General features: G+C 43.4%; 22 protein-coding genes and 1 pseudogene. 18 read left to right on the forward strand and 5 right to left on the reverse strand.

Annotated features, from left to right (window positions below; genetic code table 11):
* Positions 1–129 precede the first annotated feature (129 nt).
* Both ACFILW_RS07905 and ACFILW_RS07910 read left to right on the forward strand, forming a co-directional pair.
* Positions 130–300 carry a hypothetical protein gene (locus ACFILW_RS07905; protein ID WP_375685483.1) on the forward strand — a complete coding sequence of 57 codons (171 nt, stop codon included), beginning with the start codon at positions 130–132 and terminating at the stop codon, positions 298–300.
* A 4-nt stretch (positions 301–304) separates the two neighbouring features.
* The gene (locus tag ACFILW_RS07910) at positions 305–517 is read left to right on the forward strand and encodes a hypothetical protein (RefSeq protein ID WP_375685484.1); all 213 of its coding nucleotides are present in this window, start codon (positions 305–307) and stop codon (positions 515–517) included.
* A gap of 2,215 nt (positions 518–2,732) precedes the next feature.
* Here ACFILW_RS07910 and ACFILW_RS07915 read toward each other — a convergent pair.
* On the reverse strand, positions 2,733–3,302 hold the full coding sequence (locus ACFILW_RS07915) for a hypothetical protein (RefSeq protein ID WP_375638462.1): 570 nt from the start codon (positions 3,300–3,302) through the stop codon (positions 2,733–2,735).
* 88 nt (positions 3,303–3,390) lie between these two features.
* Between ACFILW_RS07915 and ACFILW_RS07920 the strand changes: the two genes are divergently transcribed.
* From ACFILW_RS07920 to ACFILW_RS07945, 6 genes are all read left to right on the forward strand, one after another.
* A complete protein-coding gene (locus tag ACFILW_RS07920) occupies positions 3,391–3,582 on the forward strand; it encodes a hypothetical protein (RefSeq protein WP_375631906.1) in 192 nt (63 codons plus the stop codon).
* Between the two features lie 34 nt (positions 3,583–3,616).
* Positions 3,617–3,946: a hypothetical protein gene (locus tag ACFILW_RS07925; RefSeq protein ID WP_375677884.1), complete on the forward strand. Its 330-nt coding sequence runs from the start codon at positions 3,617–3,619 to the stop codon at positions 3,944–3,946.
* A 15-nt stretch (positions 3,947–3,961) separates the two neighbouring features.
* Positions 3,962–4,558 carry a hypothetical protein gene (locus ACFILW_RS07930; RefSeq protein WP_375685485.1) on the forward strand — a complete coding sequence of 199 codons (597 nt, stop codon included), beginning with the start codon at positions 3,962–3,964 and terminating at the stop codon, positions 4,556–4,558.
* A 186-nt stretch (positions 4,559–4,744) separates the two neighbouring features.
* A complete protein-coding gene (locus ACFILW_RS07935; RefSeq protein ID WP_375622810.1) occupies positions 4,745–5,068 on the forward strand; it encodes a hypothetical protein in 324 nt (107 codons plus the stop codon).
* A gap of 323 nt (positions 5,069–5,391) precedes the next feature.
* A complete protein-coding gene (locus ACFILW_RS07940) occupies positions 5,392–6,075 on the forward strand; it encodes a hypothetical protein (protein WP_375685486.1) in 684 nt (227 codons plus the stop codon).
* A gap of 58 nt (positions 6,076–6,133) precedes the next feature.
* A complete protein-coding gene (locus ACFILW_RS07945) occupies positions 6,134–6,694 on the forward strand; it encodes a hypothetical protein (protein WP_375685487.1) in 561 nt (186 codons plus the stop codon).
* Here ACFILW_RS07945 and ACFILW_RS07950 read toward each other — a convergent pair.
* A complete protein-coding gene (locus tag ACFILW_RS07950) occupies positions 6,685–9,513 on the reverse strand; it encodes a toprim domain-containing protein (RefSeq protein WP_375685488.1) in 2,829 nt (942 codons plus the stop codon). The genes ACFILW_RS07945 and ACFILW_RS07950 overlap by 10 nt on opposite strands.
* 579 nt (positions 9,514–10,092) lie before the next feature.
* A complete protein-coding gene (locus tag ACFILW_RS07955; protein ID WP_375685489.1) occupies positions 10,093–11,163 on the reverse strand; it encodes a DUF1376 domain-containing protein in 1,071 nt (356 codons plus the stop codon).
* 416 nt (positions 11,164–11,579) lie between these two features.
* Here ACFILW_RS07955 and ACFILW_RS07960 point away from each other — a divergent pair, with 416 nt between their 5' ends.
* From ACFILW_RS07960 to ACFILW_RS08005, 10 genes are all read left to right on the forward strand, one after another.
* Entirely contained in the window at positions 11,580–11,897 is a 318-nt protein-coding gene (locus tag ACFILW_RS07960) for an XRE family transcriptional regulator (protein WP_273790852.1), read from the forward strand.
* Positions 11,898–12,209: 312 nt separating this feature from the next.
* On the forward strand, positions 12,210–12,599 hold the full coding sequence (locus ACFILW_RS07965; RefSeq protein ID WP_375685490.1) for a hypothetical protein: 390 nt from the start codon (positions 12,210–12,212) through the stop codon (positions 12,597–12,599).
* A gap of 2 nt (positions 12,600–12,601) precedes the next feature.
* Positions 12,602–12,799: a hypothetical protein gene (locus ACFILW_RS07970; RefSeq protein ID WP_375622792.1), complete on the forward strand. Its 198-nt coding sequence runs from the start codon at positions 12,602–12,604 to the stop codon at positions 12,797–12,799.
* 58 nt (positions 12,800–12,857) lie between these two features.
* Complete coding sequence (locus ACFILW_RS07975; protein WP_375685491.1) at positions 12,858–12,995, forward strand: hypothetical protein; 138 nt, start codon at positions 12,858–12,860, stop codon at positions 12,993–12,995.
* Between the two features lie 171 nt (positions 12,996–13,166).
* Positions 13,167–13,613 (forward strand): hypothetical protein, encoded by a 447-nt coding sequence (locus ACFILW_RS07980; RefSeq protein WP_375685492.1) that lies wholly within the window; start codon positions 13,167–13,169, stop codon positions 13,611–13,613.
* A gap of 246 nt (positions 13,614–13,859) precedes the next feature.
* Positions 13,860–14,006: a hypothetical protein gene (locus tag ACFILW_RS07985; protein WP_375685493.1), complete on the forward strand. Its 147-nt coding sequence runs from the start codon at positions 13,860–13,862 to the stop codon at positions 14,004–14,006.
* Entirely contained in the window at positions 14,003–14,221 is a 219-nt protein-coding gene (locus ACFILW_RS07990) for a hypothetical protein (protein ID WP_375622788.1), read from the forward strand. Before ACFILW_RS07985 ends, ACFILW_RS07990 begins: the two co-directional genes overlap by 4 nt.
* A gap of 128 nt (positions 14,222–14,349) precedes the next feature.
* Positions 14,350–15,114, forward strand: a complete 765-nt coding sequence (locus ACFILW_RS07995; protein ID WP_375685494.1) for a lambda exonuclease family protein — start codon at positions 14,350–14,352, stop codon at positions 15,112–15,114.
* 36 nt (positions 15,115–15,150) lie between these two features.
* A complete protein-coding gene (locus ACFILW_RS08000) occupies positions 15,151–15,390 on the forward strand; it encodes a hypothetical protein (protein WP_375685495.1) in 240 nt (79 codons plus the stop codon).
* Positions 15,391–15,473: 83 nt separating this feature from the next.
* Positions 15,474–15,968, forward strand: coding sequence for a hypothetical protein (locus ACFILW_RS08005; RefSeq protein ID WP_375685496.1), 495 nt, complete (start codon positions 15,474–15,476; stop codon positions 15,966–15,968).
* 835 nt (positions 15,969–16,803) lie between these two features.
* Here the strand turns inward: ACFILW_RS08005 and ACFILW_RS08010 are convergent.
* Together ACFILW_RS08010 and ACFILW_RS08015 are read right to left on the reverse strand one after the other, a co-directional pair.
* Positions 16,804–17,037: pseudogene (locus tag ACFILW_RS08010) on the reverse strand (DnaJ domain-containing protein); the annotation flags it as partial.
* Positions 17,038–17,900: 863 nt separating this feature from the next.
* A complete protein-coding gene (locus ACFILW_RS08015; protein WP_375685497.1) occupies positions 17,901–18,638 on the reverse strand; it encodes a hypothetical protein in 738 nt (245 codons plus the stop codon).
* Between the last annotated feature and the right edge of the window lie 922 nt (positions 18,639–19,560).

Genomic DNA, 19,560 nt, shown 5'->3' on the forward strand with positions numbered 1-19,560 from the left:
GCATCCTCTCATGGATTGGATACTGCCTTTATGAGGGTTTAAGGCGGTCTCCGTTGAGGGGAAGGATGCACTCTTTTTTAAGGCGCGGAGTGCATCCTCTCATGGATTGGATACTGCCTTTATGAGGGTTTGGCAGTTTCCGTTGAGGGGAAGGATGCACTCTTTTTGAAGGCTGGAGTGCATCCTCTTATGGATTGGATACTGCCTTATGAGGGTTTGGCAGTTTCCGTTGAGGGGAAGGATGCACTCTTTTTAAGGCGCGGAGTGCATCCTCTTATAGATTGGATACTGCCTTTATGAGGGTTTGGCAGTTTCCGTTGAGGGGAAGGATGCACTCTTTTTAAGGCGCGGAGTGCATCCTCTTATAGATTGGATACTGCCTTATGAGGGTTTGGCAGTTTCCGTTGAGGGGAAGGATGCACTCTTTTTGAAGGCTGGAGTGCATCCTCTTATGGATTGGATACTGCCTTATGAGGGTTCGGCAGTTTCCGTTGAGGGGAAGGATGCACTCTTTTGAGGGCTAGAGTGCATCCTCTTATGGATTGGATACTGCCTTATGAGGGTTCGGCAGTTTCCGTTGAGGGGAAGGATGCACTCTTTTGAGGGCTAGAGTGCATCCTTTCCATGGATTGAATGCACTCTTTGGAGGCTAAAGTGCATCCAGAGGGAAAGGCATATTCCATAAGAAACAGAGATAACAAAAAGATTTGTTTTTATATTTTTATTGATAGGTTGCTGTATTTGCGAGGGCTATTCATTCTTTATTCTCAATATTTAAGATGATTATGTGATAAGGGTTGTTCGTCAATACAATCGTAAAAGACGCTGATGTATTTTTATAAAAATTGAGATATTTTTGTGCCTTTTTCTTGTTTTTTTTGTGTTTACACAAGATATGCACGGCTTTTCAACAGTTTGTTTTTTTAGCTTTGCTAATGGCGATGGCGTTGGCTAAACACTTCAATTGTTTTAACTGCTTCAATACCGCCTTAAAAAACAGTGCTTTATAATATGACAAAATAAGCTGTATAACTTTTGATTCTTAAGCGATGCTAGAAAAAGGGGAATGTTAGGAGAGATGTTGTCTATATTCTTAGTTTATCTCTTAAGGTAGGAAGATTAACATACTTTCTGGATCTATTTTTATTTGGCCGGATCTATTTTTATTCGGTTTGACGGTTAAAGAGCAATATCTGAATGGAATCACACTTGTCTCATGTTTTTATTCTCACGCTTTAGATTTTTTCTCATAGGGATTTTGTTTTTAATGGGGGATTTTGTTTTTTAATGGGAGTTTACGCGACTCACATAAAACAGAATGTTCTAAATAGAATATATTTGTGTTGCACATTTACCTACTTGTTTAAAAACATTATGTGATCTTATTATCACAATTATATTGGTGATTGGGGATATTGGTAAATCTGATAATGGAGAAATCTCTTGTGAAGTGGATAAGTCCTTCTTTAAATTCTCATAAGGAAAAGCCAGCACATTATCATACTATTCGCGCCTCATATGATGACAGCCTTTGGCTCTTGAGCGTGTTCATAAGAGGCATTTTGATTCTTTATCTTTGAAATCTTTGAAGTGCGTTATTTCATATGTCTCTCATGTTTGTAATGTGGAAAAGACAAGGTGTTGATTGATGCAACATGAAATAAATTTAAAATGAGAGAATCCCTATGATATCTGCGTCTCTTAATTTTATATGGATAACGGGATATGATGATTATAAATCAATATGTTGTCGTGATACATCAACCTGTTGGGGGGCGATAAAGAAAGTTATCCAATAGTTAAGTCATTCTGTTATGTCGTAAAACACTGTCATTTGAGGTTTGGTGATATGAAGCAAGCTTCCTTGGATATGTTTTAAGTGTTTTTTTAAGGGCGTGGTGAATCTTTAAGACAGAGCAAGCTTCTGTTGCGCCTTGAGTTTAGCGGAAAAACCTGAATAGAAGCCAAGAGGGAATGGCAAACCAAGAGGGAAGTGTATCCAAGCTGTTTGTAAATCAGATTGAGTTAAGAATCTTTGTTCTTTAAGAATGGAACGCAAGTCAATTTGACAAAAGAATGATCTATTTTGCGGGTAAACCTTATGGAGGAATTATCACAAAGCTCATAAGGAAGTGATTTAAGACAATACAGTCATAAAAAAGTACAGTTATAAAAAAAAAGTCCTCCGTCGCAATTAGAGGACCAAAAAGCAGGAGAATTTTAACATTGACTCGCAGGACGTGTCAAAAAAGAATAAATTTAAAAGGCCGTACTAAATACAAAAAAATCATACTTAAAGAACCTACCATATTATAATTAGCAGAGAATTGAAAAAATAGCAATATAAAAAATACTTTTTACAAAAAATTTTGTCATTTTGCATTAAAACTTAATACTTTTTTCAATTGAATATTTGTTTTAAGACTCGATATTAATTAAACTATATTTAAAAATATTATGATACATGCAAGCATCTTGATAATATTCTTCAATCAAAAACGAATTAAGAGCCCCTCATGATTATAGGACTGATATGGGAGAAGGCTTTTTGTTTTTAAGAGTGTGGGGTGTATCTTAAGTATATGTGGGGGGGAAGTATTGTCCTTTTGGGTGGGGGCAAGGTAATGAAAATGGAGGCGAGAGCTGCTGGATGCTTGAGCCCGTGTGGGGGAGGTTTCTTTAGAGGGGGCGGGGGCAACATGGGAGGCCGCTTAAAATGGCGAGGAGGGGGATTATTCAAAATGTTTATGGTTTGCATATCCCCAATGAAATGCGAGCAAGTCTAAACAATCTCGTAAATGATCGGCAAGAGAGTTTTGTTTGCGTTTTGAAGAACTTAATTCTTTTATCGCTTGTCCATGGCCGATAACGCGTTCAAGCAGTGAATAGCCAAGAATCCCCAGTTGAACTTTGATTGTTCTTAAATGATTGGAGGCTTCTATTTGACGTTCAATAGGGTGTGTGTACCCTTGGCTACAGGAAACCTTTTCACGGGTGTAGTCAAGGCTCATGTGGAGATCGGCTTGGCTTTGACGCCAGTAAAAATAAAAACGTTCTGCCGCTTTATATTGGGCTTTGCTGAGATGTCCTTTCGCATATAAAAGTGCAATGGGATGGCTTTGTGCATTGGCAATGGCATTGATGGTGCGCGGGTTGCTGGAACTTTCTCGATGATTGGGTTTAAAATAAGGATTACGCGTTTCAACAGGGATTTCTTGCGTCTTTAAATGACCAATGTGCTTTTCTTGATTTTGATGATCAAGCGGGCAGGTTTGCGTATTTTTTTTCTGCTTATGGGTCATAGCATCTCCTTAAAAATTTTAATTTTGCTTCTCGTTTTTAAAAAATGTTGCTTGCTCTAGGCAAAAGAGGGGGATGAGAGGAAGACATGTGTTGGAGTGTGCCGTGTGGGTATGCGCTCTTGGGGTGACTTGGACTGTTGCGCTTGTGTGTGGGAGCCCCATGGATTTGGTTCTTGAAAAGAGGGGTGTTTTGTCGCATGGTGGATTTTCCTTGAATGACTTGATGGGGGAATGGCATGATGTTGCGCGGGCTTTTGTCTTTGAAGGGATTGGTGTTTAGCTGTATTGTAGCCTATGTCTCTGTGGCTGTTTATGTGGAAATGAAGGCTCTTGGGATGACGTGGGGCGTATTTTTACGAGCTATGGCGTTTTATGGCATTCCCGGTATTTTCCTTATGTTGGGTTATGAAGTAATGCAGCGGCGTGGTGTAACGAAGGGTTTGTTCCTCAAGATGGTGTTGTTGAGCTTCATTTTGGCTGCTGTCTCTGATTTTATTTATAAGCAAGCTGAGCATTTGGGTTTGGCTCAGGTGTGGTTTTCAAACAAGTGGGTGTTTTATGTCCTTTTGGGCTTTGTCCTTGCTCTTATTTATAGAGGGGCAAGGCGTCTTGGGTTTAGGCTTTCATTCTTTGAAAAGGATTGATCTTTTGCTGCATTTTTGGCATGGTCTCTGATTTTTGCTTATGAAGGAGCGGGGCGTATGGTGGTTGCGCGGGACATATTTTTAAAGGGGCTGGCGTTTTGCTGCGTTGTTGGCATGGTCCTTGGTTTTGCTTATGAAGATGCGGGGCGACCGGCTATTACGTGGGAGGTGTTTTGGCAGGGGCTGGCGTTTTGCTGCGTTGTTGGCATGGTCCTTGGTTTTGCTTATGAAGATGCGGGGCGACCGGCTATTACGTGGGAGGTGTTTTGGCAGGGGGTGGAGCTTTCTTGCATTGCTGGAGCTGTCCTTTGTTTTATTGTTGTGGGAGCAAACAGTAGAACTGTATCGTGGGGCGTGTTTTTGAAGGGGGTGGTGTTTTGCGCCATTGCTGTAGTGGTTCTTGGCTTTGCTTATAAGGGAGCGAAGCGTTTTGATATATCATGGGAATTTTTAGTGATAGGAGCGGTGTTTGTTGCATTGCTGGACCTGTCCTTGGTTTTGCTTATGAGGGTGCGGGGTAAGGGGATAGCGCGTGGGGTGTTTTTTTTTGAGGTTTCTGCTGCTTGGCGGCGTTGTTGGAGCTGTTGTTGGGTTGGCGCATGTGGGCGCTAAGCATATGGGGGGTCGCTGGTTTGTGATCTCGAACAATGGGGTGTTTGCGGGCACTATTGGACTTGTTCCTTTTTTTGCTCTGGAGGGGGTACGGTGTATGCGTGTACTGTTGGGGTGCTTAAAAAAATGAACATTTTTCTTTCCCACGGGCGTGGTCTTTGATGTTCTTTCTGTGAGGGGTATTTGATGTCGAACGATTTGATGTTTTGGCAGTGGTTGGGGTTTTTCTGCTTTGTTGCTCTTGTCTTTGTTTCTATTTATGCGGCAATGAGATCTTTCGGGGTTACAAGGAAGGCTTTTTTAAAAAATTTGGCGTTGAGCTTCATTATTATCGCTGTCTCTAAGTTTGTTTATGCGCAAGCTGAGCATCTTGGTTTGGCTTGGTTGTGGTTTTCAAAAAAGTGGGTCTTTGACATTCTTTTTGGCGTTGTCTTTGGTCTTATCCTTGGGCTTATTTTTCTAGGGGCAAAACGTCTTGGGTTTAGGCTTTCATTCTTTGCAAAGGATTGATCTTTTGCTGCATTTTTGGCATGGTCTCTGATTTTTGCTTAATAAAGGAGCGGGGCGTATGGTGGTTGCGCGGGACATGTTTTTGAAGTTAGCGGTGTTTTCCTGCGTTGTTGGATTGGCGTATAACGGAGCCAAGCATATGGGGGCACTGGTTTTTGATCTTTAACAATGGGGTGTTTGTGAGCAGTGTTGGATTCGTTCCTTTGTTTGTTTTGGAGGGGGTACGGTGTGTGCGTGTACTGTTGGGGTGGTGCTTAAAAAGAATGAGCATTTTTCTTTCCCACGGGCGTGATCTTTGATGTTCTTTCTGTGAGGGGTATTTGATGTCGAACAATGTGATGTTTTGGCTGTTGCCTTGGTTTTTCTGCTTTTTTGCTCTAGCCTTGGTTTTTATTTATGTGGGAGCAAAGCGTCGCTCTGTTACAGAGTGGGTGTTTTGGAGATGGGTGGTGCTTTATGGCGTTGTTGCCACCTACCTTGGTTTTGTTTATGTGGGCGTGGGCAGGCGCGCTGTTGATGGGGAGCTGCTCTTAAAGGGGGCGGTGTTTTCTTGCATTTTTGCAACTGTCCTTGGTTTGGTGCATCTGGGCGTCAAGAGTATGCCTGTTGCTTGGCAAGTGTTCTTAAAGGCGGTCATGTTTTGTTGCATGATGGGCTTTATCCTGTGGTTTGCTGCTGTGGGCGTCAGGGATATGGATAGCATAAGGGCGGTATTCTTAAAGGTTTTGCTCTTGTCTTTATTGTTGAAAGTGCTCTTGGGGTTCTTTATACGCGAGCAAAGTGATACGGTGCTACAGAGGTCGTTGCGTGCTTTGAATTTTGTGCTGTTTTCCTGCATTTTTGGTACTCTCCTTTTTTTTACTCGTCTGGGAGCAGAGAATCTAGGGTTGAGCTGGCTTTGGTTCTCGAATGAGAGGGTGTTTTTATTCATTTTTGGATTTACCCTTCCTTTTGTTTGTGAGGGAGCAAGGCGTGCGCGTGTTCTATGGGCTTGGTTCTTAAAGTAGGGTGTGTTTTTTGTCTTATGGGTGTGATCTTTAATGGGCTTGCTGTGAGGGGTATGTGATGTCGAACGATTTGTTTTTTTTGCTGTTGTTGGTATTTTCCTACCTTTTTATTGTTGTCGTTATTAGTACTTATAAGGTTTCCAAGCGCTTCGATATTTCGTGGTGGCGGGCGGCGTTTTATTGTATTTGTGGTGTTTCCCTCTTTTTGAAGGAAGTGCTGTTTTATTGCATTTTAGGAGTCGTCCTTTTTTTAGCTCTTGAGGGGATGGAGAGTATGGACATACCATGGGGACTTCTGTCCTTGATAGGGATCGTGTTTGCTGCACTGTTGGAGTGGTTCTTAATTTTGCATATGAGGGGGCGGCGAGATGGGGTGGTGACGCGTTGTTTGTGGTTATTGAAGGGGGTGGTGTTTTGCGCCGTTGTTGGAGCGACCTTTTTTTGTTTGCGTTTGGGAGCAGAGAATCTAGGGTTGAGCAGGCTTTGGTTCGCGAAGGATTGGGTGTTTTTCATCATTTGTGGATTGATCCTTCCTGTTGTTTCTGTGGGAGCAAGACGTGCGCGTTTGAAAGCGGAGGCGTTTTTAAAGAGAGTGGGGTTTATGGGGCATTACAGATAACGTCGAGGGAATGATTGTTCAAAAGAACAGCGATAGCGATAAGTTTGGGGATCAAACCAAAGCCCTATTTTGCCTTCAAAATCACCAGAACGTTGTTTGGCAATATTCATAATGACACCTGGGCGTTTGGCTAAATCTGCTTTTTCTTGTGCGAGAGAGGCGGCAAAGATTTTATCTTCCAACGGTCTATTGCGCCAAATGGTGATGATGTTAAAGGCATTGGCGCCAATCTCTGAGGCGCCTTTAATGTCTTCTGTGCTGGGGATATCTTTATCCAGACCGCTTTTACGGGCATGGGCGACAAGGTGAATGTGCACACTGTTTAAAACAGCCCAATCAACCATTTTATAAACGGCTTGTTCTTGTTTTGCATAATCATCAGAGGCAATGCCAAGCCGCATCAAACTGTCGATGATAAATTGATCGCAGCCATAGCGCGCACGGCAATAGTCAAAGACTTCAAGCAAGGTGTCAACGCTCGATTTGCCAACATGTTCATAAAGAATAAGCCCTTCGTCTAAAAAATGAAGAATCCGTTCAATTGTTTCTTTTGTGGGCTGTTCTAAGCCGCCCGTTTGTTTGGTTAAACGGCGGAGCGATTGTTCTCCTTTCATTTCTAGAGACGCTAAGCAAAGCCGACTGTTTTGTGCAATCCAATGGGGAATACAGTCTGATAACAATTGGCTTTTACCTGCACCACTCGCACCACTCCAGAGCGTTAATTCTGCTGGGCGGAAATGCAATTTGTCCTTCAGTTTAGGATAGGGAACCGTATAACCAAGATGTTTTTCAGGCTCTGGCCAAAAAAGCCCAATCACTTGATCTTTATAGTCTGAGGCGCGCCGTAAACCTTCTGGGGCAAAGCTTTGTGCTGAGGAAAAGGCGGCTTTTATGGTGGCTTTATCAATCCCTGCGGTTAAACAGTCATTGGCATCTTTAAGGGGTAAACGGACACGGTAGCAACGGTGGCGTCCAAGCCTGCTGGCAATCTCACGGGCTGCTTCTTCTCCGGGCGGATCCATATCGGTGGCTAAAAAAATCGTTTCAAAAGCTTCTAAATGATCAAATTCATTTTCAATCCAATTGTGCTTTCCTCCACTGCCTCCTCCAAAGGGAACAGAAACCGCCGGATATCCATAGGCGGCTAAGGATAGCGCATCAATTTCTCCTTCAGTGATGACAATGGTACGGTTTGTTGAAGAAAAAATGGGGAATGGCGCCTGTTGGGACGCGTGCGTGGGTGCCTGCGTGGAGGCGTGGTTGGTTGAGGGTGCTTGCTGGGGCGTGTGTGGGGCGGTTGGGGTTGATGAGGGCGTGTGTTGGGTCGCTTGTGTGGAGGTGGGGTTGGTTGAGGGTGCCTGCTGGGGCGCCTGTTGGGGCGCCTGCTGGGATGTGTGCGTGGCGGTGTGGTTGGTTGAAGGTGCCTGCTGGAGTGCCTGCTGGGATGTGTGGGTGGCGGCGTGGTTGGTTGACGGCGCCTGCTGGGGTGCCTGTTGGGGCGTGTGCGTGACGGCGTGGTTGGTTGAGGGCGCCTGTTGGGGTGCCTGCTGGGATGCATGTGTGGCGGTGTAGTTGGTTGAGGGCGCCTGCTGGGGCGTGTGCGTGGCGGCGTGGTTGGTTGAGGGTGTCTGTTGGGGCGCCTGCTGGGGCGTGTGCGTGGCGGCGTGGTTGGTTGAGGGTGTCTGTTGGGGTGCGTGTTGGGATGTGTGCGTGGCGGTGTGGTTGGTTGAGGGCGCCTGTTGGGGTGCCTGTTGGGATGTGTGCGTGGAGGGGTGGTTGGTTGAGGGCGCCTGTTGGGGTGCCTGCTGGGATGTGTGCGTGGCGGCGTGGTTGGTTGAGGGCGCCTGTTGGGGTGCCTGTTGGGATGTGTGCGTGGCGGTGTGGTTGGTTGAAGGTGCCTGCTGGAGTGCCTGTTGAGATGCATGTGTGGCGGTGTAGTTGGTTGAGGGCGCCTGCTGGAGTGCCTGTTGAGATGCATGTGTGGCGGTGTAGTTGGTTGAGGGCGCCTGCTGAGGTGCCTGTTGAGATGTGTGTGTGGCGGCGTGGTTGGTTGACGGCGCCTGTTGGGGTGCCTGTTGGGATGTGTGCGTGGCGGTGTGGTTGGTTGAGGGTGTCTGTTGGGGTGCGTGCTGGGGAGCGTGCTGGGATGTGTGCGTGGCGGTGTGGTTGGTGGTTGAGAGCGCCTGTTGGGGTGCGTGCTGGGGTGCCTGCTGGGGCGTGTGCGTGGCGGTGTGGTTTGTGGAGCAAAGGGCTTGCCAACCAAATAAAATCGGTTCACAGTGTGCTGCTGTAGGTTTTGTTTTTGCTCCCGCTTGCGCAAGCCGTTCTTTAACTAAAGCAAGGGTGCCATCGGGTTTATAAAAGGGAAAAATGATTTTTTCGCCATCTTCTCCTATGCGGTAACGCTGTATAATCTCTAAAGGTATGTGGCGCTCTTTGTGGAGATAGGCTTTTACAAGATTCTGCGGGCTCTGCTCTGTAGGGACCGGTGGACGGCGATAGGAACGATGGGGCGCCATAAAGGGTTTGGCGCGTGTCAGATTGAGAGTCGCGCGTGCTTCTTCTAAGGCTTGAGAGAGGCTAATGCCTTTGACTTCACACCAAAGGTCTAAAAGATCTCCTCCAGTGCCTTCTGCAAAATCATACCAAAGTCCTGCTTTACTACCACTCAAGCAAATCGATAAACTTTGACCTGTCTCTCCACGTGTGTTGCCTACAATCCAATTGTTGCCTCGTTTGTGCCCTTGGGGAAGAAGCATTTCTGCTATTCTATCTGCTTGTGAAATAAGTTTTTGTTTGATTTCAAAAATTGTGCTCATGGTCATTCGTCTGGTGAATATATTGTTGTTTTTTCAGATGTGGGAGGTGAGGATTCTGTTTTTGCTGTTCTCACCATTCGATCTGATCGTAAAGTCCCGTGGTGCTGGGGCTTGCTAGTCTACTTTGTGTGCTTCTTTGCTGCTCTTTTCTTGCCAATAGTCGCGAAACTTCTTGGCTTGCCAATGGGCTTTGCTCTCACTCAAACCTTCTGAAACTGCTGCCTTGATGTCTGTTTGCCAAGAGCATGGGAAGTGGCGCCTTGGGAAAAGGAGGAAGGTGGAAAGGAGGAAGGGGGTGAAAGAAGGGCGGGGTGGATATGCCTGAGGGGGTGGTGCATGCTGGAGTCCTGGTGTATTGGGGTGCATGTTGGGGTGTGTATGTTGGGGTGCCTGTGGGGGTCTTTTGCGTGGGGAAAACGCTTTTGTGATGAGAGCAAAATGGTCGATGTTGACGCGTTTTGCTGTGTGAATCGCCTATCCAAATGTTGTTTTGCCGCCTTTTGTTTTGTCCGATGCTGTTGTGGTTTTGAAGCATTTTTGTCCCCGCGCGTGCTTGAAAAATACGTTGTTTGTGTGATGTCAAAAATTGTCGTTATAGTTGATCAAACTGCGGTAAAGCGTGTCGTTGTTCTCAGAGGTAAAAGATGAGGAGCTTCCCTGTTTTTGCTGTTCTTGCCGCTCAATCTCACGGCGAAACCAGTTGCGCCACGTGGCTTGCCAGTCTACTTTGAGTGCTTCTTTGCCGCTCTTGGCTTGCCAATAGTCGCGAAACTTCTTGGCTTGCCAATGGGCTTGGCTTTCACTCAAACCTTCTGAAACTGCCGCCTTGATGTCTGCTTGCCAATGCTCAGGAAGACGGTGCCCTTTGGCAATTGAGGCAGTGGTTTTTTTGTTGGAAGAAGGAGGGACGGAGGTAGGAAGATTGCTGGGAGGAAGAGTGGTGGCGGATTTTGTTTTTTCCCCCGTGACAATTTGCGCGATAGGGGCGGGAGTGAACTCGGCTTGGGGAGCGTTTAAAGAGGGAGCACTTTTTTGCGCCGTTTCTGCTTGCGCAGGCAAAGAGAGAGGTGAATCAAGAGCCGATAAGGGTGATGGGTGATCGCTTTGTTCAAAACTCTCTTCGCAGGAAAAACAAGCTTTTGTCTCATCAAACAAAATTTTCTTTTCTAAAACACCGTAAGGTGTTTCCTTTTCTTCTGCCTTTTGAGCTTTTGAGTTTTGTGCAACATCTTTTGGACTTTCGTTAAGCAGTTGTTGAATCTCAGTATTGATTTTCTTGCGTTTTTTTGCCGAAGAACGACCCGCAAAGGATTTTTGTTCAAGCAATTTTTCACGCTCTTGAAAAACATTTTCGCAACGCTTGTTCCATAATCCATTGGCTAAATTTAAAATCTTACCCTCTTGGATGAGCATCTCTAAAACATTAACAAAAGTTCGCTTGTCACAACCACAAAGACGCGCTAAACGTTCTTTCGATATTTCTAAAGGTCGGCCACGGGCATACATTTCATTGAGAAGAATCGTATAGATTCCAATTTCGTGTGCGCGCATCCCACGTACACCTCCTAGAAAGTCATTTTGATACCAACAAACATATGGAAGCCTAGACGATTCATAATGAGGAGTTTCTTGTTGATTAGCGTATTTCATACTGCAATCTACTTTCTTCTTTTTTATACATTTTTATTGATGATAAAAGCTCAAATAAGGATTTAACTTGTGTTGTTTTTGGCTCTGTTCGATGATGACTAGAGGCTTCTTTACGATGCTTATAAATGATTGGCTGTGCTTGAAGCGCATGCAAACTTACGGTTTAAGATTGCGGTGATGGAAAAAATAAAGAATACCACACATTCTCAACGTACTTGCTTTTGGGCAGAAGCTTTGGAGGTGGTCTTTTATATCCGGTAGGGTGGTTAAAGTGTTTTTATGATCTAAAAATAAAAAAAAATTCCCCCTAAAAAGTAAAATTTGTTTCCTTAATTTTATCCTTTTTAGAGGATAATGCAAGCCCGTTTTATAAAAAGGACGTGTTTTTTTAAAAAGACGCGCTATATGGTGAAATTATGAATATCGATGGTTGGCGTCAAAGATTAAGAATCGCTTTGGAAAAAAGTGGGCGGTCAAAAAGATCTATCTCCCTCGCTGCCGGTAAAGGCGCGGGGTACCTTCATTCTATTCTTTCTGAAGGAAAAGAACCAACAATAGAATCTCTCTCGCGAATTTGTCACGAAATTAATATCAGTATGAATTATATTCTTTACGGGAAAGGGGCTAGCCCTGAAGATAAAGAATTTATAGAGCTTATTTCGAAACTCTCTCCGCAAGAGAGACAGGCGATTTTGACTCTTTTGCGGCGACCAATTGACGAAGCTTCAAAATAACTTCCTTCTGTGCTTTTGAGTCAAGGCGACTCCAGTGTTTTATTAATATTATGTCACTCATTTTATCTCTCCTGTGTGTTTATAATTGCAATTTTGTAAGAACAAATAGAGAACAACAAAGGGGCATGAGAGGAACAAAGAATAATAGATTTTTCTTTACATATGTCATTTGAACCCCGTAGATATTTAAAATATATCTTTTATGAAGGATAAAATGGTTGACATCTCTCCTATAGAGGATATAAGACTAACGCTATATTTAGTCTTGTCAAGACAAGGCTATGCTTTATCAACTATCTAAAGGGGGAAATCATGAAAAATATTTCATTCGTTAAAGAGGATGAAATCATTGTCGTTTTATGCGAAGAGGAAAATCCTTGTACTTATGAAGGACCAATCGACGAAATCGAAGAAGTGCTCGAACTGATTGAAGAATGTGAAACTGTTTATAGAGTTTTACGACTCGATCTGACAACTTCTCATGCGGAAGATGTTGCTGAACAAATCGCTGATTTTTATGTCGAAAATCATGAAATAAATGAAGAAAATACTCAATTACAGCCCTTCATTTTGAATAGTGAAGCTTATCATGCTTGTTTAAATGAAAGAATGGCGTGCGCTTATGAAGATAATCTCTATGGCTCTTATGAAAAACAGCATCGTTTACGCCCATGTGATGTCTTGACAGATTATTGGTGGTAAACATGCCAAGTTATCTTAAGACTTCTTATCGAGGATTTCCACTTTATTATGCTGGAAATACACGAAATTTAATCAGACTCGAACCACAAAAACACAATGCTATCCTTTTCATGTCGCAGAAAGACGCTCAGTCTATGGCAAAAAATTTGGCGGAAGAATATCTCTGCTATGATTTTGCCGTCGTGCAATGGCAGGATTGAAAAGAGTCCATAATGATGGCCCAAGGGGTTTTTCATTGTGGTGACAATGGTGCACCTTATGCTTTCGTTCTTGGGGGGAAAGCTTGAGGGAAAAGCTTGGCGGGCGACTTGGGGGCAACTTGGGAGGGAGGAGCTTTGCGGGGATTTTCTTAGCCAATATGGAAAGGGGGGCATGAAGAAAAAAGCCTATATATGAGAAATTGCGGGCTCTTGTGGGGAGGTGTTGCCGGCTGGTTCATTGGGGGGATAAGGCAATGGGGGCAGCGGGTTATCCAGTGGAATGATACGAAAGCATGTTGGAGAATAAAAATGAGGCTTTTAGGGAAGAGAAGCAGCAGTACAGCGTGGAGGAAAGGCAAGCTGGCACGTGCTAGAGGAAAAGAGCAGAGGAGGAAGAAAAGCAGAGCGTGTGATGGAGGGGGCGGGGTGTAGGGAAGCTGGGGGTGTAGGGAAGCAGGACATGAATATGCAAACTTGTTGGGAAATGGGAGGGAGCTTGGAGCGCATGCAAGGTGTGTATGCTGGAGAGGAGAACGAGAATGTGGGAGTGAGAGCAAGGTGTTTAGAGATATGGGGGCTTCTGGGTACTTTTGTGTTGAGTGCTGGGGAAGAGGAATGCCGCGCGTTCTGCTTTTGTCTAGGGGGAAGTTTGGGGGGCAACTTGGGGGGGAGGAGCTTTGCGGGGGCGTTTGTGCGGCTTTGGGAGGGAAATGTTGGTTACGTGGGAGGAAAAGGAGGGATGAAGAGCCCCATGTATGGGCAATTACGGGCTCTTGTGGGGGGTGTTGCCGGCTGGTTCATTGGGGGGGGATAAGGCAATGGGGGCAGCGGGTTATCCAGTGGAATGATATGAAAGCATGCTGGAGAATAAAAATAAGGCTTTTAGGGAAAAGAGGCAGCAGTACAGCGTGGAGGAGGTGTAAATCTATAAAAAGGCACGTTCAAGGGGGAAAAGAGCTGGTTTTTGTGTTTTTGCGGCACGCAAGTAGGGAGCTTGGAATGATACGTAAAGCATGCTGGAAAAAGGAAGGAGGAGTTTGACGGGGGAGGTCGTTAAAGCTTGTTTAGACGTATTGGGACACGTGGGGGGCTTCTGGGTGCTTTTGTGGTGCGTGCTGGGGGAAGCCGCAATGAAAGGGCCCAAGGGGTTTTTCATTGTGGTGACAATGGTGCACCTTATGCTTTCGTTCTTGGGGGGAAAGCTTGAGGGAAAAGCTTGGCGGGCGACTTGGGGTCATGAATGTGAAAGCATGGTGGGAAAATGGGGGGAAGCGGGGAGATTGGAGCACATGCAAGGCGTATGCTGGAGGGCAAAACAAGAATGAGACGGGGTGGGTTGTTGAAGCTTGTTTAGACGTATTGGGACACGAGGGGGGATGTAAGGGGGGACAGATTTTTGTGGTTTCAGCGGCACAATATTGAAGGATGCAGGATTGAAGGATGCAGGATGTTGTCGTTTTGAGTCCGTGTGAAGGATACAGCTTAAAAAAGGTGAATGCTTTAAAGAGGATATATTGCAAAACACTTTAAAAATGAAGGGGAGAAATACTATGCCAATCATTATCGATTGTATTCAAGGAACAGAAGAATGGCAGAAGGTGCGTAGTGGTTTGATTACGGCTTCTTTGTTTGAGATGGTTATGGCACGAACAAAACAAGGGCAAAAAACGTCACGCTATCAGAGTGTGATGATGAAATTGGCGGGAGAAAGAATTACAGGAAAAACCGTTGATGAAGGAACAACGCTTGCTCAGCGACGCGGGACTGAATTAGAACCAATCGCGCGACAGCTTTATGGAAAACTGACACATACAGAACCTGAATGTATTGGCTTTGTTTTGGCTGATGATCGCGGACAAGGATTTTCTCCCGATGCTTTTGTGGGAAAAAATGGCTTATTAGAAATTAAAACAAAAAAACCTGAAATTTTGATCCCTCATTTTACTCAAAAGAGCTTTCCAGCAGAACATAAAGCACAATGTCAAGGAGGATTGTGGATTTCTCAACGCGAATGGGTGGATTTAATGCTCTATTGGCCGGATATGCCCCCTTTGATTAAACGGGCTTATCGTGATGAAGCCTATATTTGCAAGCTTGAAAATGAAATTAGCCGTTTTAATGAGGCGTTGGAGAAGATGGTACAGCAAATTAAGAGTGTTGGGACAGGTTTTCATATAAGAACAGAAATTGCTTTGAAGGAGGGGGAAGAAAGGGTGCTTGGAATGAAGACAAGGCGTATGCTGGAGGGCAAAACAAGAATGAGGCGGGCAAGAAAGGGATCTTGTGCAGCGTTGAGGAGAGGCAAAGTTCTATAAAAAGCAAGTTTAGGGGGAAAAGAGCTGTTTTTTGTATTGGAGGAGGGTGCCAAACAAGGGGGTCGCAGGGAAGTAGGGGAGCGTAGCGACTTGGGGGAGGAGCTTTGCGGGGGCGTTTGTGCGGCTTTGGGAGGGAAATGTTGGTTAAGTGGGAGGAAAAGGAGGGATGAAGAGCCCCATGTATGGGCAATTACGGGCTCTTGTGGGGAGGTGTTGCCGGCTGGTTCATTGGGGGGGGATAAGGCAATGGGGGCAGCGGGTTATCCAGTGGAATGATACGAAAGCATGTTGGAGAATAAAAATGAGGCTTTTAGGGAAGAGAAGCAGCAGTACAGCGTGGAGGAAAGGCAAGCTGGCACGTGCTAGAGGAAAAGAGCAGAGGAGGAAGAAAAGCAGAGCGTGTGATGGAGGGGGCGGGGTGTAGGGAAGCTGGGGGTGTAGGGAAGCAGGACATGAATATGCAAACTTGTTGGGAAATGGGAGGGAGCTTGGAGCGCATGCAAGGTGTGTATGCTGGAGAGGAGAACGAGAATGTGGGAGTGAGAGCAAGGTGTTTAGAGATATGGGGGCTTCTGGGTGCTTTTGTGTTGAGTGCTGGGGAAGAGGAATGCCGCGCGTTCTGCTTTTGTCTAGGGGGAAGTTTGGGGGAAAAGCTTGGCGGGCGACTTGGGGTCATGAATGTGAAAGCATGGTGGGAAAATGGGGGGAAGCGGGGAGATTGGAGCACATGCAAGGCGTATGCTGGAGGGCAAAACAAGAATGAGGCGGGCAAGAAAGGGATCTTGTGTAGCGTTGAGGAGAGGCAAGCTTTAGTCATAAGGCAAGAAGTAGGCGGAAAAGCAGGTGGTTGTTGAAGGGAGAGAGACTTCGCGTGACAGCTATTGCTTGGGAAAATGGAAGAAGGTGTTTCAGAGGGGAAGTCAAGTGAAAAATAAGAGAGATAAGGAAAAACTTTGGGGGAAGATGTTAGAGAAGTGAGATAGGAGATGGGCGCGCGGTTCTGGCCGCTTTTGTGTTGTGCTGTGTTTGGGGGCGCGATGAAAGACCCCCATGATGGCTAAGTTGCCGGACAAGTGCTTTTTCATTGGAGAGGAAATGGTCCTTGTGGTGCTTTTGTTCATTGAGAAAGAGTCGTTTGAGGGGCGTTTTTTTAGCCGATATGGGAAAAGGATGTAGGGGCATGAGAAAAAGACTGTGTGGAGTCAAGTGAGCTTGGTGGGGGAAAGGTTGGGGGGCGGATTGTGGAAGAAAATAAAGGGGTGGGGAAAACGGGAGAATAAAAAAGAACGGATAAAGACGCGACAACCTTTATGGCTCTCGACAATCCCTTGTTATAGAAAATCAAAAATGACCACACCTTGTAAATTCACTGTGGGACTGATCTTAAAGCTCTTCAAAAGTACTGATCAATAAATATTTCTCCATATAACTTTGATAAATGATATTAGTATGATCTCGAAGATAAATGCACCAATATTTACCAAATATCCTTTTATGCTGATGAAAATTAATAACCCTATACTTAATTATTCCTAGTGGTATATTCCACGTAAAAAACGAAATTATATAACACATTATAGGTATTATTCCACAAATAATGAAAATTACATTCATGATACTACCAATTACATGCTCGGTATTATCTTGTCGTCTGTTCTCTTGGTTTCTACTAATTTCAGAAGCTTTGTGATTATCTTTAAAAGCTTTATGGTAGAACTGATTGTAAGCAGCTCTCTTTTGAGGATCTTTAAGAACTTCATAGGCTTCACAAATTTTTCTGAATTTTTGTTCTGCTTCGGTACTAGAATTATGATCAGGGTGGTATTGCAGAGCTAATTTACGAAAAGCAGATTTTATCTGTTTATCATTGCATGCGGAGCTTACACCAAGAATTCCATAATAATCGTCTTCATTTACTATCATTAATACAGCCACTTGTGTCTTGCTCTTATTTTATAAGATCGTTTAATTGATGCCCTTTGAATGTATCAATATGTGTTACTTTTGTGTTGAAAAAATACAATAAATTGTATGATAACGTTACTGTGCTTTGGCATTCTGTATCTAAAGGTGGCGATAGATAGTGCAAAATGCTTGAAAATACAGGAGACCCTTTGAGAAGCACTTTTCATAAAGTTATGGAATGAATAGATCAAAGTTTATGGTAATTTTGTATATTCTACGATAACTCTGTATAAGATCTCAATTTCATGATCAAGTTTCTCAAGTTCTTTCTTGTTTTTAGCTATACGCTCTTGATATGTCTCTATGTGTTTCATAAGGTTTGAGAGATGTGTGTGCTCATGAGAGTGTTTTGCTTCATTCACATGTCGCATTGCATCTATTTCTAATTCTATAAGGCTACACAGAGTATTAAATACATGATGTCGTTTTTTGATTATATTCTGCCATTTTTTTATTATATTGACATGTTTTTCATAGAGCGGTTGCGATAACTGCTGCTTGTTTTCCAAAAAAAATGTTTTTTCTATCCAGAGAATTTGGTAGAATTTTTCTTCCCACTAGCGACTTCCATTAACAAGGAAAATGCGGAACAATCTCTCTCTTTCTGTAATTTCTTTTGAAGAGAATAGTTCATTCGAATGAGTATATCCCTTTGAAGAATAAAAAAGATGCGTTGTTAAAAGGGCGATAATTAAGACGCTTCTCAATAAAGACTGTTTAATTAACATTGTTTTTTATACCCTCTTAGTGATTGATTATAGTCATTGTGAGAGGGCTTAATGGTTCTTTAGAAGTATTTTGAAAGGCGTTTTATTATCCGTTTAAAGATTTTTTAAATACTGCTTCCATTTTTCAAAAGTGCTATATCTTACGGGCGGTTTTACATTTTCTTTGGGCATCATGGCAAGGTATACCTCTCTAGCCATAACGCACATTGTTGCTGTGTTTCTAAAACGAGTGAGTTCATTGCCTATTATGAGCAGCTCTGTCTGGAGAGTTTGTTCTTTTCGACTAATGCCATTGGGAGAATCCAAAAATTTTTCTGCATACGCAAACATTGGATCATCAAAGTTTGTTTCAAACTTTGCTTTGAGGAAAATATTTTCTATATAATCCCAATTTTTCCTGTATTTCATCCCGTTAGCTTTAAAATCCTTCAGTCTTGTTGGTAAGTCGTTAAAGGTAAGTGTGGGCATCGTTTTATCACCTTGCCATAAATCAAAAAAACGTCCACAAAAAACAAGCAATATGTGATAATGTTTTAAAATATTGAATTCTGGAGGATTACTGGGCAATGTTATTAAATGCCTCCAAAATTGACTTTTGTCATGGGGTATGTCTACAGTCCATTCCATATACGCTTTTAAATATTCTACCTCTTTTTTTGCTTTTTCTAATTTCTGAGAATATGCTAAAGGAGTGTAATTTTCATGGACATATTTTTGGTAAAGCCTATCGTATTCAGCGAGATCGCTTACTTGAGTACAACCCAATAATAGGGATACAGAAAAAAACGTTATAAATATTATGACGTACGTTTTGAATAATAATTTTATCATTTTAACTTTTAATGATTATCATAAATACTTAACTGATTTCTGTTAAATAAATCAATATATGTTATTTTTGTGTTGAAAATATACGTAAAAACATGTTTAATAAAAATGGTTATAGTGATCATAATGTGTCTAAATAAAGGTGTGGTACTGGCTAAAACCCCGCATATGTGGGGTTTTAGCTTATTGGAGGAGGTATGACAGCAGAAAATATGCAGAATATATAAGGGGACTCTGTAACCAAAATGGTTGTCCTAGGGACGGGGGTAGGAGGGAATATCCAAAATACTTCAAATGAAATATACTTGTTGTTGTACATTCACGCACTTGTTTTAAAGAAACATCTCTCTCTAAGCTCATTTCACACCTATTTCATGCCGGTATTCGTAAATTTCATACTGTGCCTGTGAATAATATCGTGAGGGGTATAACGATAAAGCCCCATAGATTATAAGCTCTTTAGATTATAAAGTCCGTAGATTATAAACATTGCGCATCTTATCTTTACTTTATGAAAAAGTAAGTTGGTCCCATCTTTGGCTCGGTGCCAAGATTGCGATATGGGCTGTAGTTTTTGAGACGATTCATAATTTCATTCACTGTGGAGGGATTTTTATAAAAGGCATGCTTTTCTTGGAAAGTTTCACGCCATACGGATCTTTCTGTTTGTGAACTTTAAGCGAAGAGGGGTGCTTGATTTCAATAGAACAGAGGGAAAGAACTTTTTACCCTTCGGGTTCTTATGCAAGAGGAATAACGCTATCCGTATCAATTAAAGTATTCGTGTAAAAAAGATGCATGTTGAAAGAGGGGGGCTTAGAGCACGTGGAAAATCATAGTGTATAAAATTGGCAATGAGGGATCTTCTTTGAAACGGCGGGCTATCAATTTTCTGGCATATGGGATGTCTGTTATATAGCTGGTA

This window comes from Bartonella sp. TT110JLCBS, assembly GCF_042193405.1.
Taxonomy (GTDB): Bacteria; Pseudomonadota; Alphaproteobacteria; order Rhizobiales; family Rhizobiaceae; genus Bartonella.

What these genes read in the sequence shown, in the direction of transcription:
- ACFILW_RS07935 (WP_375622810.1), top strand. Translation starts at nt 4,745, where the DNA reads ATGTCGAACGATTTGATGTTTTGGCAGTGGTTGGGGTTTTTCTGCTTT.
- ACFILW_RS07975 (WP_375685491.1), top strand. Translation starts at nt 12,858, where the DNA reads ATGCTTTCGTTCTTGGGGGGAAAGCTTGAGGGAAAAGCTTGGCGGGCG.
- ACFILW_RS08015 (WP_375685497.1), bottom strand. Translation starts at nt 18,638, where the DNA reads ATGATAAAATTATTATTCAAAACGTACGTCATAATATTTATAACGTTT.
- ACFILW_RS07915 (WP_375638462.1), bottom strand. Translation starts at nt 3,302, where the DNA reads ATGACCCATAAGCAGAAAAAAAATACGCAAACCTGCCCGCTTGATCAT.
- ACFILW_RS07955 (WP_375685489.1), bottom strand. Translation starts at nt 11,163, where the DNA reads ATGAAATACGCTAATCAACAAGAAACTCCTCATTATGAATCGTCTAGG.
- ACFILW_RS07945 (WP_375685487.1), top strand. Translation starts at nt 6,134, where the DNA reads ATGTCGAACGATTTGTTTTTTTTGCTGTTGTTGGTATTTTCCTACCTT.
- ACFILW_RS07940 (WP_375685486.1), top strand. Translation starts at nt 5,392, where the DNA reads ATGTCGAACAATGTGATGTTTTGGCTGTTGCCTTGGTTTTTCTGCTTT.
- ACFILW_RS07950 (WP_375685488.1), bottom strand. Translation starts at nt 9,513, where the DNA reads ATGAGCACAATTTTTGAAATCAAACAAAAACTTATTTCACAAGCAGAT.
- ACFILW_RS07970 (WP_375622792.1), top strand. Translation starts at nt 12,602, where the DNA reads ATGCCAAGTTATCTTAAGACTTCTTATCGAGGATTTCCACTTTATTAT.
- ACFILW_RS07965 (WP_375685490.1), top strand. Translation starts at nt 12,210, where the DNA reads ATGAAAAATATTTCATTCGTTAAAGAGGATGAAATCATTGTCGTTTTA.
- ACFILW_RS07995 (WP_375685494.1), top strand. Translation starts at nt 14,350, where the DNA reads ATGCCAATCATTATCGATTGTATTCAAGGAACAGAAGAATGGCAGAAG.
- ACFILW_RS07960 (WP_273790852.1), top strand. Translation starts at nt 11,580, where the DNA reads ATGAATATCGATGGTTGGCGTCAAAGATTAAGAATCGCTTTGGAAAAA.